The organism is Streptomyces sp. NPDC030814 (assembly GCF_055572155.1).
Map to the genome: position 1 here is coordinate 14,545 of NZ_JBVIDX010000042.1, position 15,526 is coordinate 30,070.

The window sequence follows — 15,526 nt, forward strand, 5'->3', positions numbered from 1 at the left end:
AGAAAGCTCGAAAACCACAGACCACTTCAGGGCCCGGTCGCGTAGCGCGGCCGGGCTCGCGCCGTGCGGCGGCGCGGCTGTACCGCAGCGGCCTCGCCGCCCGGGCCGCCTGCTGGCAGCGCGGGAGTAGCCAGCAGGCGGCCGGTGTCCCAGGGGCGCAGGCTGAGGGGGTGGAGTGGCCCGTAGACGTCGCCCTGGCCCGCCCGGTGACGCAGCTTCCGACGGGACCGTGGGCTTATGAGATCAAGGTCGACGGCCACCGGACCGTGCTGTGGCGGACCGAGGACAGTGTCCGGCTGCAGTCGCGTTCCGGCCGCGACGTCACCGCGCTCTGGATGGATCTGGCCGTGGCCGCCATGCGCCTGCCGCCCGGCGTGATCCTGGACGGCGAGGCAGTGGTGTACCTCTCCGACGCGGACGGCAACGCGCGGATCAGCTTCGAGGCAGCGCAGTCGCGCGCACTCTCCAGGCCGCGCCGGGCACGGGAACTCGCCGACCGGCACCCCGCGACGTACGTGGCGTTCGACGTCCTGGCCCATCCTGCGGCGGGCTTTCCTGACCTGCGCCCGCGTCCGTACGTGGAGCGCCGCCAGGTCCTCCTGGACGTGCTCGCCGACGCCGGTCCGTCGATCGTGCCGGTGTGGTCGACCACCGACCTGGACGAGGCCCTGCTCTGGTACGCGGCGCTCGAAGGCACCGGCGTTGAGGGGATCGTGGCGAAGCCGCTGCGAGGGGCCTACAAAGCGGGCCGGGTCTGGGCGAAGATCAGGCACGCGGACACCGTCGACGCGGCCGTGGTCGGGTTCACCGGCAGCGCCCGGCACCCGAAGGCGCTCGCCGTACGACTGCCCGACGGACGGGTGGCGCTGTCCCAAAGGCTGACCACGGCCCTGTCCTCGGGCGTGGCCCCGCGGCTGGTCCCCCAGGCCGGGCGGGCGTTCACGAAGGCCGGCGACTCCTACACGCCCGCCGGGGGCGGTGCCGTGGTAGAGGTCGTGGCGGGCACGACCCGGCACGCGGTCGTCACTGTGATGCGGCTGCGCTGACCGGCGCGGCGTCGGCCGACGCAGTGACCAGGTCGGTGGGCTGACGCAGGTCCAGGTAGCAGCGCAGCCGTACGCCGGGCTCGCCCGCGTCCCGGGTCGTGTGCTCCGCTGTCGCTGTCGCCCACCGGTCGGCGAGCAGCTGCTGGAATGCCAGGGCGGTGGCGTCGTCGGCGGCCGCGACGTCGACGACCAGGAGGCCGGGCTCGCTCACGTGCACCTCGTTGATCGGGTTCATGTACGGCACTACGCCCGAGCCTTCCGGAGGGTTCCGGCGATCCGGCGTCTTCACCCGACCGAGTAGCTTGGCCAAGCCCCACGACGATCAGCCAGGCAGCAGGGCGGCCTGACTGACGCGCATGAATTCCAGGTAGGCGAGCTTCATCTCCTGCCCGTCCTCAGCCAGCATCTCCAGCCAGACAGGCCTTCTGCCGTTCCTGGCGGACCCAATGCTGCAGCTCCAGAGCAGCCTGGTCTCGAACCTGTTCCCGTACGGCGGCCGCGTTCATCTCCGCACCGATCCGAGCGCCCCGGACCGCGGCAAGCCCGCCGACGAGAGCACCAACGACCGCGCCAACAAGACCGACGCCACCTGCGATAACCGCTGCCCATCCTTGATCCACGCATTCGAAACTGGCAGAGGCTCGGGACCCCATGAGCCGTTTCACCGAACAGTGGCCGCATCAGTGCAACACGGTGGCCACTTCTCGTGCCGTGATGACCGCCCGGTGGCGGGTGATCAGGGGCTGTCGCCGCCCCAGTCCCAGCGGGCCGGGTCGTGGGTCGTACAGCGCCCTCCCGCCGGGCCCGAACTGCCCGAGCTCCGTGGCGAGGGAGACACCGTCGTCGATTTCCTCCGGCCTCCAGCCGGTGATGTCGAGCAGCAGTCCGTCCAGCGGCCCGCCCACCAGTTCGGCATAGCTGCGGCCCGGCTTCGGGCCCGGATGGTCGTGATCGGCTCCGTAGATCCGGCCGCGCAGCAGCTGCTCATCGTCGCTGTCCATGCCCTCCAGCCTCGCAGCCGCCACCGACAACGAGGGCTTGCCCAGGCGACCCTGGGCAAGCCCTCGCGCTGCCGGGGGTGGCGTGCTCGAATAAGCTGCGCCAGCGTCCGAGCCAGCCGCTGGCCTTCGAGGCCTGCACCTCCTCCACCTCCTGGCGCTCCTGCTCCTGGCGCTCGTGTTCTGCCTGCTCCGCCTGCCGCTCCGCTTCGACTGCCCGGGCCTTGCAGTCGTCGCACAGGTGCGGGTGGCTGTCCCCGCGGCCCCAGTCGACCGCGACGCTGGCCTTCCACCGATCGTCGGTGAACTTGGTCCCGCAGTCGGCGCACACGGGTCGCTGAGCCTCGCGTTCTACTGCTTGCTGCGCGAGACGGCGCCGCCCTTCTTCGGCGCGGCGGGCGAGGGCGGCGTCCCGGCGGGGGTTGCCGATCGCCTCGCACAGGTTCTGTCGGTCCTCGCGGCCGAAACGCCAGAACGCGGGCCCGGCCGGGCCGTGCTCGCGCAGCAGCTCCAGCGTGGTCGCCACGATCGGCATCTTCTGGTTGTAGATGCGGAAGCCGCCTTCGGCCCACTGGCCCTGCCAGTGCTCGCGGGTGAGTTCGGCGACGTTCTTCATCTGCTGCAGCGCGGGCCGCTTGCCGACCTGGTGGAACACGAGCAGGACCGGCGGGTGCGTCGCGTCGCCCCACTGAGGATCGGGAGCGGACCAGCGGGTGCGCCACATCGGCTTGTCCCTGCCGTCGGTGTCCTTCACCTTCCGGTGGAAGTGGCGCATGTACTTGTCGAACTTGGCAGCGATGATCGGGGCTTCCTCGGTGCAGTTGTCGGCCTCGATGAACAACAGCGGCAGTCCCACCTCCGGGGCGGTGAGGACGATGTCGGCCCACGCGGACCCGACGCCGGGGTTCCTCCAGGTGCCGGTCGCCGGGAGGGCGACCTCGGTGGCGTAGGAGGTGAGGGTGCCGATCCCGTCGGGCGCGTCGACCCATGCCTGGGCGGCCGCGATGGCTTCGGCCGGCTCACCGGCCACCAGGGCGAGGTCGGGCTTCGGGCGGATCATCGCGATGACCGTCTCGTTGACCGTCATCGCGTGCGAGGCACCCGAGCGGCCCGCGCTCTTGGGCATGCCGCCCATCTCCTCCGGCCCCCGGTCCAACTCGAGGCCGGCGGCGGCCAGCCCGTCCTTCGTGAGCAGCCGCACCTCCTCCCGCCTCGGGTGCGGCCGCCGTCGACGGACAGACCGTGCCGTCGCAGATCGTTGAGCGCGCCGCGATGGGAGGCGGTGCGCGCCTCCTTCCGCTCGGCTGCCGTCTTCTTGAGGGTGTGCCGGTACGTCAGGTGCGGAGAGGACAAGCGCTGGATCTGGTCCGCCGTCGCAGCCTTGAGCACCCCGAGCACGCGCAGCACATCGGCGCGCAGCCCGGTCGACGATCCCGCCTCGTTCTCCTTGCGCTTCGCCATCAGCCCCGCCCTCCCATGCGTCGCGTCCGGCCACCGGCCGGGCGCCGGCCCCCGGCCGCAGAGGGCACCAGGCGCGCCCTGAACCCGATGATCGCCTCCACCACTGACACCCCACCCCCACCTATGTCCCAGGGCTTGGTCAGTGAGAGGAGGAGAGAAGAGGGTTGTGACGACGCACCAAAGCCCCGGAAAGCCGTGGTGGCCAGGGGAAATACGGTCCGCGCTCGCGCCGGGCACGGAAGTGGGAACGGCAGTGGGATCGCAAGCGCCGGCGGCAGGAGACTGCGGCGGCCTGTCCGGCCGACCAGCCCTGTCAGTGCGGGGCGCGCGGCTCGCCGGTCGGCGGCGTGGTCAGGGTACGGCGGGCACCTGTGTTGGGTCATCATCCCCGTCTCTCCTTGCGTCGTGGCGTCCTCCACCGGCCCTGTGACGGCCGGTGGCACGCCCGCGCGAGGGAGAAGCCGCCCCGATGGCTCGGTGGCCGCTGCATGCCCCTCCTGCGGGCGCGTGGCGGCCATCGTGAACACCCACCCCTTGTCCGCGACCTGACGGCGGCCGGTAGCGGAGTCTGTCAAGGAGAAACGTGCGCTCCTGGCGGCCCGCGCCGCATCGGACAAGGGGTCCGTGGTCGGGCCGACCACGACTCGACAAGGGGTCATGGTCGGCCCGACCACACTCGACAAGAGGGCCCGCTTCGACCCTTGACGCACCAGTTCACCCCGGTTTGGAGAGGGGGAGAGATCTCCGGCCCTTATCCACAGGGGCCCGGCGTGAGCATCGGGTCAGTCGCCGTGATCGGCACGGCGGCAACCTGTTGAGGAGATCCGCATGCCGCACCTGGAGCAGTCCCGCACGCCGCTGACGCCCGAAGAGGTGGAGCTCGCCTTCGAGTACGTCCTGGCGATCCAGGACCAGAGCGAGCACGGCCTTGCCGCCGTCGTCGATCGGACGAGGGCCGTTCCGGCGCCGTCCTACCTCTTGTTGCGGCTGGCTGAGGACATCATCCTGCCCGTCACGGACCTGGCGGCCGATGCCGATCCGTGCGCGGACTCCTTCGCTCTGGACGAGGTCGGCGGCGTCCTGCTGGCCGCGCTCCAGGAGTGGACACAAGAGTGCGTCCCCAGTGCGATCTGGGGCGTCGCCAACACCATCATCCGGTTCACCGAGAACGTCCTGAGGCAGGAGGGCGAGGACATCGTCGACACCCTGAAGACGATGCGCACCGAGCACCTGGAACGGGCCCACGCGGCGTGTCCCTCGGGCGGTGCGCACCGGTAGCGCGCCGCGGTGCGCAGCTGATGCGCGCCGCGCGGCGGCCGGTGCGCATCGGGTGCGCACCACCACCGTGTAGTGCGCACCGCCGCCTGAGCCGGTGCGCATCGAACGCGCCGGTAACCGCGCCTCGGTGCGCAGCTGATGCGCATCGCGCGGTGGTCGGCGCGCGGCTGGTGCGCATCGGTGCGGTGCGTTTTCCCTTGACCAGGTTCGTGGTCAAGGGAAAACGCGCGCGGTGCGCATGGTGGTGGATACGCCGTATCCCAGGGGGATTCGGCGAATCGCCCCCGGCGCGATACGGCGAATCGTCCTCCGCACCGGATGCGGTTACCGGTGCGCACCGGGACTCTGGCCGGGGCCGGGCTGGTGCGGTTGGTGCGCGCGCTGGTCGTCCTGGCGGTGCGCATCGGCAGCCTTCTGCGCATCCGGTGCGCTGCCGGTGGCGGCCTGGTGCGCACGCCGGTTGGCGTCCTTGCGCAGCTTGCTGAGGTGCTGCCCGGCGCGGTTGAGGTAGCCGAGCTGTTCAGCGGTCAGCCCCAGAGCCTCGAGGTCGGTGCGCAGGACCGCGACGTCGACCGCCGGGCGGCCCGCCACAGGCGGCTGCTCCTGGGCGAAGAGGAGCAGCTGCTCGGCTGGCATGGACGGTTGGTGCGTGGCCGGGCCGTACTGGGGGCGGCCGGTGCGGCGTGCGGTGCGCAGCCGGGCGGTGAGCACGGCGGTGGCGATGACGGCGCGGTCGTGGCGCAGTGGCACGCGCGGGATGTCCCACTCCCCCGGCTGAAGCGGCAGGAAGGGCGCGGCCGGGTCGGCGGCCGGCCACCGGTCCCGGCCGGAGACGGCTGCCTGTGTTCGGGAGCGCGGCGGGGCGGCGGCTGCCCATCGGGCGGTGTAGAGGCGGTAGTCGGCTTCCTCACCGCGCTCGGTGCGGGCCTCGGTGATGTCGGTGCAGTGGGCGGCGAGCGCGGTCTTCACGATCGTCTCGTCCAGGCCGGGTTCGCGGCGGCGGCCGCGCTGGACGAGGGCGAGGTGGCGGCGGGCTTCGGCGAGCAGGTGGCGGCGGTGGAAGCAGCCGCCGGTGTTCATGACGAACACGGTGGCAGTGACGGCGACGGCCGCCAGGCCGACGTCGACGACGACGGCGACCCGGGCCCGGATCGCGGCGGCCGCGGCGCGGGCGCGCTCGAGGAGGGAGTCGATGAGGTCGGCGCCAGCGGCGAGGAAGGCTCGCGCGCTGTCTCGCCAGTCCTGGCGCAGCTGCGTCAGGGAGCGGGGCCGCGGTTTCGTGGGGCGGGTCTTGAGGGCGGCGATCCGGTTCAGCTTCGCCCGGGTCCGCTCGGAGACCTCGGGCCCGAACTTGAGGTTGCCGTCGTTGTCGGTGGCGGTGACGTACTCGCGCTCCAGGTCGGTGAGGCAGGCGGCGATCTGCGCGCTGCGGCGGGAAGTCCAGCGGATCAGCTCGTGCGGAACGCCGGCGACTTCCATGACTGGTCGGCGGCCCGGCGTGACGGTGCGCGGCTCGGAGGCCAGTCCCAGCGCCTCGCACGCCTCAGCCATGACGACTTCGTTGTAGAGCGCGGACGCGGCGACTGCCGACTCCAGCAACGCCGTGGAGTGCACCGCACCCCAGACACCGTCCTTCGGGCGCAGGCCCTTGAGGGACAGAAGGAGGTGGTCGTGGAGCAGCGGCATGCCCGACCTGGCCTCGTAGTGGCGGAAGAGGGCGGCGACCAGGCCGTGCGCGGGACGGGTGCGGTGGATGCCCTGCGGGCCGTAGCGGATGACGGCGACGTCGTCCTCGATCCATGCGAGCACGAGGGCGATGGCCCGCTCGTGTGCGGCCTCGATCGCCTTGCGCGTCTCCTCATCCCCAAGCGCCCACAGCAGTTGCAGGGTCGGCTGCGGGCGGAAGACGAGATGGGCTCCGGTGACCTTCACCTTGCGTCCGAGCGCACCGGCCCGGCGCGCGGCCGCGGGCTTCTTCCCCGTCGCCAGCTGCTCGGCTACGAGCCGGTCGGCGTCCGGGTGCCGGCCCTCGCCGAACAGGGAGCGCAGCTGCGCCTCGGTCACCTCCGCACCGAGCACGAGACCGAGAGCGGGCAGGCCCCGGCCCATCCATCTGCCGACCGGCACTCCGGCGTCCTGCTGCGCCTTCTTCAGCGGCGTGCGGCCCCGTCGGCGGCCGTCGCCGACGAGGACCTGGCGCAGGAAGTAGCGGTACATCTGCCCGGCGGTGATCAGCGTGATATCCATCGTCATGCAGACACGCCACACGGCCCTGACCTGCGAGAAAAGGCCGATCAGCGTTCCCTCCCGCCAGGCGGGAGCAGCGGCCGAACTTTCTTCTCAGGTGCCCGTCAGGCGGGAAGCGGCTCCGGCCGGCGCGCGAGTGTCAACGCTCTCCGGTCAGGCTCCACCACCACCGCGCACTCTCACCGAACCGGCGCAGCGCGCGGCGCGCGGCGGTCGGTGCGCATCGGGTGCGACACCACCACCGCGCGAAAGGTCAACCGGAAGTTTCGGCACGGGAAGCGGCTAACCCGCGAGGAGTCGGGCGGGCACAGGGCCGGGGCCGCGATCACTCGCAGGAGCGAGCAGGGCCTGTCTCACGGCTTTGCCTGCTCTGCCCCTGGTGTGGTGTCGGCGGGAAGGCGGAACAGACGCCGGAGCTCCGCCGCGATCCGCACCGCCACGTCGAGGACGTCCGTCGCATCGGGGTGGAGGGTCGCGAGGGTCTGCACGTGGATCTCGAACGCGGCAACGGCGTCCTCGGCGGAGTCCTGGTCCCAGCCGCCGGGCCGCGCGATGTCGTGCAGCTCGAAAGCGGCATCGGCCATGGCCCGTGCCCACACCCCGACGCGCGGCGCCGCGTCAGCCGGCCCCTCCCATACGGCTGCTGGCCCCGGCGCCTGCGTGGTCCTGGTCGTGCTCGGGCCGGTGCTCAGTCGACGGCGTCGGGGGCTGCTCATGACGGAAGTCTGCCGCCTCGCCGACGCTGGCGACGGCTCGCCCGCCCCATCACCTAGAATCCGGAGCGGCCGGAGTGCAGGCGGCCGCCGTGCCAGTCGGTGGACCCGCGTCCTCGAGCGGACCACGAGGGCACGGCAGCGGGTGTACGCCCCCTCCAGCCGAAGCTGGTCCAATGAGCGACGTCGACCACGGCCATGACCCGGGCTCGGATCGCGGCGGCCGCGGGCGACCCCAGAAGCCCCACCGAAACGAAATCCGGTGGGGCTTCTGGCTTGCATCAGAGATATTCTGCCGGTCAGACGGAACGGGCTATTCGAACTGATACTTAATCCAGCCCGTTCCACCTATCGGAACCACGCCTGCTTGCGCAAGTCGCTTGGCCTCTTCCGTGTAGTAATGACCGGCCACCCTCGACCGTGCGCTCGACATGGTGTTCTCCACCCAAGCACCCTTATGCATGGATCTCCTAGCACGCTCTCGCAGCCTTTTCCAAACTGCCGCAAGTGACGCGTCATCGGTCATAGCCGCCAGGAACGACTCTTTCAGAATGGTGTCGGATTGCTCACCAAGACTAATGAACAGAGAATCCGGATTCCTCTTCGCGTAATCAAGGGATGAAGTGGCGCTCAGGTCGGGGGGAGAGGGATTCAGAGAAATACGGTCAATGCCGTCACCACACCCCACCTTACCGCTCACTCCCTCCACCCCGCCTATCAGTTGCACCTGGTAGGCGGGGTGGAAGCGCTCCGAGACCATGAGCATCCCCGACTCTCGGGCCCACTCCCAAGCCATCGCACAGATTTCTTGGCGATCACCGTGGAACTGAAGCGTTACTTTCATCGTGACTCGCTAGTTGTAGGGAACGAAGTGCATCGGGATCCCGATGTCCTCAAGATCCTGCAACGCCTCGGCTTCCCGCTTGATGGGGGCACCAGATCGCATCGTCCGCTTGCCCACGTTGATCCCATACAGGCTACCGTCCGGCCTCTGCACAAGAATGTCGGGTCTACGAGAACTCTTGAATCCTCCGGGTGTAGCAAACTCTCGTTCAGGAAACATGCCACCTCCCGCGATCACCTGACCGTCCGTTACCTGGTCGGCAACTTCGCTAATCTTCAGATTGTGCAGCCCCGTACCCTTTGGCTTGGGGCCACGCATCAGTGCAGGCTTATCGCCATTAGCGCAGTTGCATATCGACCTGTGACGGTCGATGGATCCGCCGCAGTTGTGTACGAGCACCGGAGTCTCGCCCGCCAGTACATAGTACGTGTGCAGTTCGGCGACGCTCAGGTTGTGTACGCGGGCGGTCTGGGTCCAGCGTTTGATCGCCTTGATCTGGACCAGGGTCCCGGCGGATGTGCGGAGCCACTGCCCGGGCTCAAGTTCGCCGGCTTTCACCCACAGGAGCAGGGCGGGTACCCAGAATGGATGGTTGTCGGTAGCGGTTACCGTTTGGCGAGCTCCTTGTTCATCCTCCACCGTGAGTTTGACGAGGTTCTTAACGCCCTCGCTCAAAAGTTCGGCGGTGACCTTCTGTGGTGAGGTTCTGCCCGTCTCAGGGTCTGTCGCCAGGACTTCGTCACCGACCCGCAGGTCCTCGATCGCCTTGGTGGTGCCGTCGGCCATGAGCACCTGGGTGCCGGGGAGGAAGCTCTTCCTCACGCAGGCCAGCGCCGCCGCGGCTGCGTTGTCGCCTGCCTTGACGAGCTTCGCCGCCTTCGCGAGCTTCCCCACCGGAAGCAGCCCGACCGCCGTCCAGACACAGGCACTGACGCTTCCCTGAGCGCAGCGGATTGCGTCGCGTACGCCGATGACTTCCAGGAAGTCCTGCGTCGGGCTGATCCATCCCAGTGCGTTGAGGGCACCGCAGAGGTCACTTCCCGGATCCGACTGGCACTTGCTGTCGGACCATTGAACGAGGAGTTGGCTGTACGTCTGGTTTTTGAAGGGGTCGTACCCGATGTTGCGGAGGTATTCCTCGGTGGGGACGGGCGTGCCGGGGATGATCTCGGGCTGTTTCGCTGTCTGACCGCTGCCGGTGTTGCTGCTCGCCGTGCCCCCACTGTGGTCGATCGCGTACTCGACGTTCCCGTCCTTGTCGTAGCAGTTGCTGTGCGTGCAGCCAGGGCCGTGCTCCGGTGTCCACACCGTGTCCGGGTTGTCCGTACTGCAACCGTCACAGAAGAGGCCGGTCGGGTCCGAGTGCGTGACGGGGCTGTTGTTCGCGTAGCCGTAGCCGTTGAGGGACCAGGGGTTGTTGGTGTCGAGCACGGGGTCGACGCTGATGAACTGGCCAAGGGACGGGTCGTATTGGCGGGCTCCGACATGGGTCAGCCCGGTTGTCTCGTCAGCGGGCTTGCCGAGGAAGGCCTTGTCGTCCGGCCAGGTGCTGGGCTCGTCGCCGCGGGGGGTTCCGAAGGGGGTGAGGTAGCGGCGGGTGGCGGTCTGGGTCGCGTCGTTCTTGACGCTCAGGCTCATGGTGCCGTGGTGGTCGCCCGCCTGGAAGGTGAGTTCGCTCTTGCTGGGGCTGGCGGTTCGTACGGCGCCTCCGGCGTAGTAGCGGGTGCCGGAGAGGACCTTGTTTGCACCGCTGTTGGAGACCGTGAGCTTCACCTCGGTGCCGCCGAGGTAGAGCACGGTTTCCCCGTCCGTGGTGCCGGCGCGGCGGATGAGGAGTTCTCCGTCGGCGTCGTAGACGTACTTGGTGTTGGTGGCGGGCTTGCCTTCGGCAGCGGGCTCACTGGCGTCGGTGAGTTTGCCCTCGCTGTTCCACAGCAGGGTCTGCTTCGCCTGGGTGCCGGGCCTGGTGGTGGTGTTACCGGTCTTGTCGTACGTGTAGGTCTTCGTGGTGGGAGTCGAGCTTCCCGGGACCGTGGTCTCGGTCGTCGTCATCGGGTGCGGCTGTCCGGTGGTGGTGCCGTACCCGTAGTTGACCGTGGTGTTGCCCGAGAGGCCGTGCTGGGTCTCGGTCTTGCGCTGACCGGCTTCGTTGTAGGTGTAGCTGAACCAGTACGGGGCGACCCCGCCCAGGTTCGAGGTCGCGCGACCCGAGGCGGCGCAGTCCGCGGTCTTCGGGGTCCATGCCTCGGTGAGACGCCGGTGGCCGTCGTAGGCGAAGCACTGGTGGTCCGCCTGCGAGGTCCCCTGCCAGGTCGCGGTGTCGGAGATGGCGGTGATGTTGCCGGCGTCGTCGTAGGAGTACTTGAGGTCCTGCACCATGTAGCTGTGGGTGTCGGTGGTGACGTCCGACTCCTTCAGGCGGCGGGTGCCGTCCTCGTACTGGTTGGCGACGTAGACCTTCTTGCCCGCCGAGTCGCTGCCCAGGGTCTGCTGCTCCAGCATGCCGAGCGGCGTGTAGGTCGTACCGAGCAGATAGCCGGTGACGCCCTTGGCGGTGTTGAGCATGCCGAGGGTGTTGTACGTGAAGTCGATCTGCTCGTAGGTCTGTGTGCCGGTGGCGGGCAGACCTGCCACGACGGGCTCGCGGGAGTACTGGGCGGTGCCGTCGACGTTGTACGCCGTCGCGAACTTCAGGGTCTGCGGAACTCCCGCAGCGACGAGGGGCTCATCGGCTGCTGCGGGCAGCTGTACTTCCGAGGACAGCGGCTGGTACAGGCTGTTGTAGGCGGTGATCTTCTGGGTGTAGGCCTTGCCCCCGGCTCCGCCGACGTGGCGGGTGGCGGCGGCCAGGTAGCCCTTGCCGTTCGTGACTGTGTCGAAGGTCCAGGTGGCGAGCTTGTTGGCGTCCGTCTTGTCGGTCTGCCACAGGTCCGTCTTGCGGCCGAGTACGTCATAGCCGTAGACCAGCTTCTTGTCCTCCGCGTCCTTGCTGGTCTCCAGCTGATCGACGCTCGTGTACGTCGACGTCGTGGTGCCGCTGTCCGGGTCAGTCGCCGTGGTGCGGCGTCCCTTGAGGTCGTATCCGTAGGACCACTGCTTCTGGTCCGGGCCGGTGATGGTCTGGGTCTGGCCGCCGGGAGTGTAGGTGAACGTGGTGGTGGCCGGTGTGCCGGTGGCTGTGGGGTTGGGGTACTCGCGTCGCTCGGTGACCTGCCCGAGCAGGTTGCTCACCACGGTCACGGCGTTGCCGCCGTCGGGTGCGGTGGTGGTGACGGAGTCTCCGGTGTAGCTGGTCGTCGTGGTCCAGCGGGTGGTGTTGTAGGTCTTGGTCACCGCCTGGGTCGGCCGGCCGGTCCCGTCGTGGCTGGTTTCGGTGTGCAGCGGAGCGGAGCCGCCCGCCGTGCCGACGAGCGTGCCGGAGGGGGCGGTGGTGTCCCACAGGTCGGCGTTGGTCTCGACCGCCAGGCCGCGGTCGTCATACAGGGTCTCGCCGACGACCCTGCCGCCGCGGGGTGAGGGGGCCTGGGTCTGACGCGGACGCTGGAGCGCGTCGAAGATCTCGTAGCTGGTGTTGTACTGGGTCCTGCCGAGAATCGACGTGGACAGCCACGACGGAGCCGTGCTGGAGATGCTGTAGCCGAACTTGTAGTTGCCGCCCTGGGCAAGGACGCGGGACCGGTTGGGCAGCCACACCTCGGTCAGCCGGCCCAGGCTGTCGTAGGCCTGCTCGGTGACTCGGCTGTTGGGGTCCGTGGTCTTCAACGGGAGGCTGCGGGCGGCGTCCATGACCGTGACGGTCTTGTGGTCCTTGGCGTTGAGGACCTCCGTCTGGGTCAGCGGGCCGGTCGTGGCCGGGGTATAGGTGGTGAGGGTCCGGTTCCCGAGGTTGTTCGTGACCGTGGTCGCGCGCCCGAGAGTGTCGTACGCCGTCTCGGTCACCTTCTCCCAGACCGGATTGCCCGACGCGTCATAGCGGTCGACACGACCGATCCAGCGGACCGCTCCCTTGGTGGGTACCTGTGTTGCCGACCACGTGGTGCTGTCGTACGAGGTGGCGGTGTCGGCGATGACATCGCCGGGACGGGAGGCGTCGACCGGCAGGTCGAGCGTGGACACGCTGCACGCCTTGGCGACCGTCTGTTCACGGGAGACCAGCGCGGTGAGCCCGGCGGAAGTGTTGCGGGCGTACCAGGTCCGGGTGCAGACCTCGTCGCCCGAGGCTTCCTTGCCGGAGTCCTGAACCGTGACCGGCATGCCGTAGTCGTCGAAGGTCGTCTGCGTGGTGCGCGTCTTGTCCGTGGCGCTGACGCCGGACGTCACTCTGGTACGGGAGTGTGTGGCCTGCGTGCGTACGTAGTAGGCCTCGATGTCGGCGTACGACTTGTGCTGCGTGGCGGTCTTCTTCGACCAGGGGTCGTTGATCTTCCCGGAGATCTCGTCGGCGCCGTCGTAGGTGACCTGCTCACGGGTCTGGCCAGCGTACTGGTCCAGGTCGGTGATCTCCGGGGCCTTGATACCGGTGACCTTCACGGTGCGCGTGGAGCCGTCCTTCTGTTTGTCGCCGTGCATACCGCGCAGGTACACGGTGACGTCCTTGGACTTCGGCCCGGTGTCGTCACCTACGGTGTGCGTGACCTTCTCGAAGCCCCGCCAGACCGACCACGTGCGCTCCTTCTCGGGCGTCATGGGGTCGTCGTTGTAGTGCCACGCGCCGCCGCCCGAGTAGTCGTAGTGGTGGTTGACGGCCAGGGTGCCTCCGTAGGCGGAGGCGAGGCGTACGTCGGACACGGGGTACTTCTGGAACCAGTCGAGCTGGGGGACGGAACCGCCGTTGGGCGACCAGTAGACCGGGTAACAGCGCTTGGTGTTGTTGTCCTCGGCCGGCTTGGTCATGCCCGCTGTGCACTCGGCGGGCATGTAGTCGACCGTGGTCTGCTGCCCGGTCTCGGAGACGACCGTGGACAGACGGGGCTTGCCCAGTCCAAGGATGTTGTCGGCCGTGCCGTCGACACGGTTCTTGAACATCTGGTGGCCGAACTTGATGGCCGGGAGCGAGATGTCGGTGCCGTACGTCCCGGTGCGCTGGAGTTCGTCGAGCCACAGCGACTGGTCCGACGAGTCGCCGACCTCACCGGGATCCAGGTAGAGGTGCTTGAGCTTCCAGGAGTCGACCTGGTCGAAGGCCGGTGTGGTGAGCTTCGTGTTCCAGAAGTACGTCTCCACAGCGGTCAGCCGCTTGCGGGTGAAGAAGCTGGGACTGCTCAGGCCGGTGCAGGCATCCCCCTCCTTGCAGATCGCGTCGTAGGGCACGTCGGGCCAGTTGGTGCGGTGCGCCTCGTCCAGGGTGTCGCAGCCGGGAGAGGCGGCTAGGCAGCGCTCGGCTACGGAGAAGGTCACCTTGTTGGAGGCGGCCGGCACGGCGCTGAAGAGGGCGTCGGCGCGCTGTCCGTAGCGGATCTCCTTGAGGTAGCCGCCGCGCACGTATTCGGTGCCCGGGGAGTCGACGCCGTTCTTGGCGTAGAAGTTCTTCTCTGCGGCGTACCAGTAGGTCATGGCGTTGCCGTAGGTGTCCTCGACCATGTCGAGGTTCCACCGCCAGGCCTGGATGTCCCACCGTCCGGCGAAGCTGGTGCCGCCGGCGTAACCCGGCTCGCCCTCGTCGTCGCCGAAGACCGGCACGGTCCACACGGAGTTGGTGCGCTCGCCGGTCGGTGCGCCGGGCAGCTTGTGCAGGCCGAAGGTGTACCGGGTGCCGTCGCCGGTGGTCACGCGCCAGTACTCGCCGCTGCTGTCGCCGTTACCGAGGGCGGTGTCGGTCAGGTGCTCGACCTTGGAGGCGTCGTCGTTCTTCAGCCGCCACTCACCGCTGGTGTCGTCCTTGACCAGCTCGGAGGCTCGGCCGTTGAGCACGAGGGAGGCGTTGGTGTACTTCCAGCACAGGTCGAACTTGTCGGTCTGGCCGTCGTCGTCGCACGAGCCGTACTTGCGCTCGATGTAGGAGGAGGTGAGGTCGAACCCCTCTCCCACCAGGGATCCCTGGTTGTTGGTGTTCGCGGTGCGCCCGTCGACGCTGCTGGAGTCGTAGGAGAAGGCGAGATCAGGTCTCGGTCCGGCCGCCGGGGAGGGGACGCCCAGCGGGTAACTCCAGGTGAATGAGCCGGAGGAGCCGCCCGCTTCCCATGTGGAGGAAGCCGACAGCGGGGTGGCCTTGTAGCTGCCGAGACCTGAGGCGGCGCCCGCGGTGACGGCCAGCACGGTCATCTGGCTCGTCTGTGAAGCCGTTCCGGGTGCGGCGGTCTTCGAGGCGTCGGCCGTCGGCTGCGGAAGGCTGACGTCGCCGGCCACCCGGGCCGTCCGGCGGCTGTTGACGGAGGGCAGTTCCTTCTGAACGCGGCAGGCGCGCTTGTCAGGTTTGGTCAGGGCACAGGAGGGCAGCTGGACCAGACGGAGTCGGCCGCCGAAGTCGCCGCCTCCGACCGCGAACTTGTCGTAGTTCACGGCCAGTCGGGCAGCGCCCTTTTCGTTGCCCGTGACGGTGAGCAGCACCCCATTGATTCCGGCCGCTCTCGCTGCTTTGCGGCTCAGGACCGTGACGGTCACCTCGTCGGCGGCTGGTGAACGCTTGGTTTTCGGGGCTGCGATGCTGACCGGCAGTGATCCTGCCTTGGCGCGGGTGGCTCCGGTGGTCGGCACTTTCACCGTCACGGTGCCGGGTTTCGGCCACACCGGGCTCGCGGACTGTTCTTCGCGTGCGCGCTTGGCCGCGGCCTTGTCAGCGGCTTCCGCCTTCTTCAGGGCGGCGGCGCTCTTCTTGTCCGGCTTGGGCTTGACAGTGTGCAGGTCGGCCTGGCGCGGGGCGGGCAGTTTGGGACGGCCGAGCGGCTTGTCCTGTGCCTCGGCCTGGAACTGGGACTGTGCCAGCATGCTCGGCAGCATGGC

8 protein-coding genes and 1 pseudogene are annotated in these 15,526 nt (G+C 68.9%); 2 read left to right on the forward strand and 7 right to left on the reverse strand.

What is annotated here, in order from left to right; all coding sequences use genetic code 11:
• The first annotated feature begins 170 nt into the window (after positions 1 to 170).
• Complete coding sequence (locus ACZ43N_RS41015) at positions 171 to 1,046, forward strand: ATP-dependent DNA ligase (RefSeq protein WP_468104714.1); 876 nt, start codon at positions 171 to 173, stop codon at positions 1,044 to 1,046.
• On the opposite strand, the gene ACZ43N_RS41020 is transcribed toward ACZ43N_RS41015, so the two are convergent.
• The 3 genes and pseudogenes from ACZ43N_RS41020 to ACZ43N_RS41030 all read right to left on the reverse strand — a co-directional run bounded on the left by ACZ43N_RS41020 (position 1,024) and on the right by ACZ43N_RS41030 (position 3,245).
• Entirely contained in the window at positions 1,024 to 1,281 is a 258-nt protein-coding gene (locus ACZ43N_RS41020) for a DUF6207 family protein (RefSeq protein ID WP_468104716.1), read from the reverse strand. The genes ACZ43N_RS41015 and ACZ43N_RS41020 overlap by 23 nt on opposite strands.
• 501 nt (positions 1,282 to 1,782) lie before the next feature.
• A pseudogene (locus tag ACZ43N_RS41025) lies at positions 1,783 to 2,047 on the reverse strand (hypothetical protein).
• Positions 2,031 to 3,245 (reverse strand): replication-relaxation family protein, encoded by a 1,215-nt coding sequence (locus ACZ43N_RS41030; protein ID WP_468104718.1) that lies wholly within the window; start codon positions 3,243 to 3,245, stop codon positions 2,031 to 2,033. Before ACZ43N_RS41030 ends, ACZ43N_RS41025 begins: the two are co-directional and overlap by 17 nt.
• A 1,088-nt stretch (positions 3,246 to 4,333) precedes the next feature.
• Between ACZ43N_RS41030 and ACZ43N_RS41035 the strand changes: the two genes are divergently transcribed.
• Positions 4,334 to 4,783 carry a hypothetical protein gene (locus ACZ43N_RS41035; RefSeq protein WP_468104720.1) on the forward strand — a complete coding sequence of 150 codons (450 nt, stop codon included), beginning with the start codon at positions 4,334 to 4,336 and terminating at the stop codon, positions 4,781 to 4,783.
• Positions 4,784 to 5,107: 324 nt separating this feature from the next.
• Here ACZ43N_RS41035 and mobF read toward each other — a convergent pair whose 3' ends face one another.
• From mobF to ACZ43N_RS41055, 4 genes are all read right to left on the reverse strand, one after another.
• The gene (mobF, locus tag ACZ43N_RS41040; protein WP_468104722.1) at positions 5,108 to 7,036 is read right to left on the reverse strand and encodes a MobF family relaxase; all 1,929 of its coding nucleotides are present in this window, start codon (positions 7,034 to 7,036) and stop codon (positions 5,108 to 5,110) included.
• Between the two features lie 347 nt (positions 7,037 to 7,383).
• Positions 7,384 to 7,746 carry a hypothetical protein gene (locus ACZ43N_RS41045; protein ID WP_468104724.1) on the reverse strand — a complete coding sequence of 121 codons (363 nt, stop codon included), beginning with the start codon at positions 7,744 to 7,746 and terminating at the stop codon, positions 7,384 to 7,386.
• Between the two features lie 310 nt (positions 7,747 to 8,056).
• Positions 8,057 to 8,539, reverse strand: a complete 483-nt coding sequence (locus ACZ43N_RS41050) for a hypothetical protein (protein WP_468104726.1) — start codon at positions 8,537 to 8,539, stop codon at positions 8,057 to 8,059.
• Positions 8,540 to 8,596: 57 nt separating this feature from the next.
• Entirely contained in the window at positions 8,597 to 15,511 is a 6,915-nt protein-coding gene (locus tag ACZ43N_RS41055; protein ID WP_468104727.1) for a polymorphic toxin-type HINT domain-containing protein, read from the reverse strand.
• Between the last annotated feature and the right edge of the window lie 15 nt (positions 15,512 to 15,526).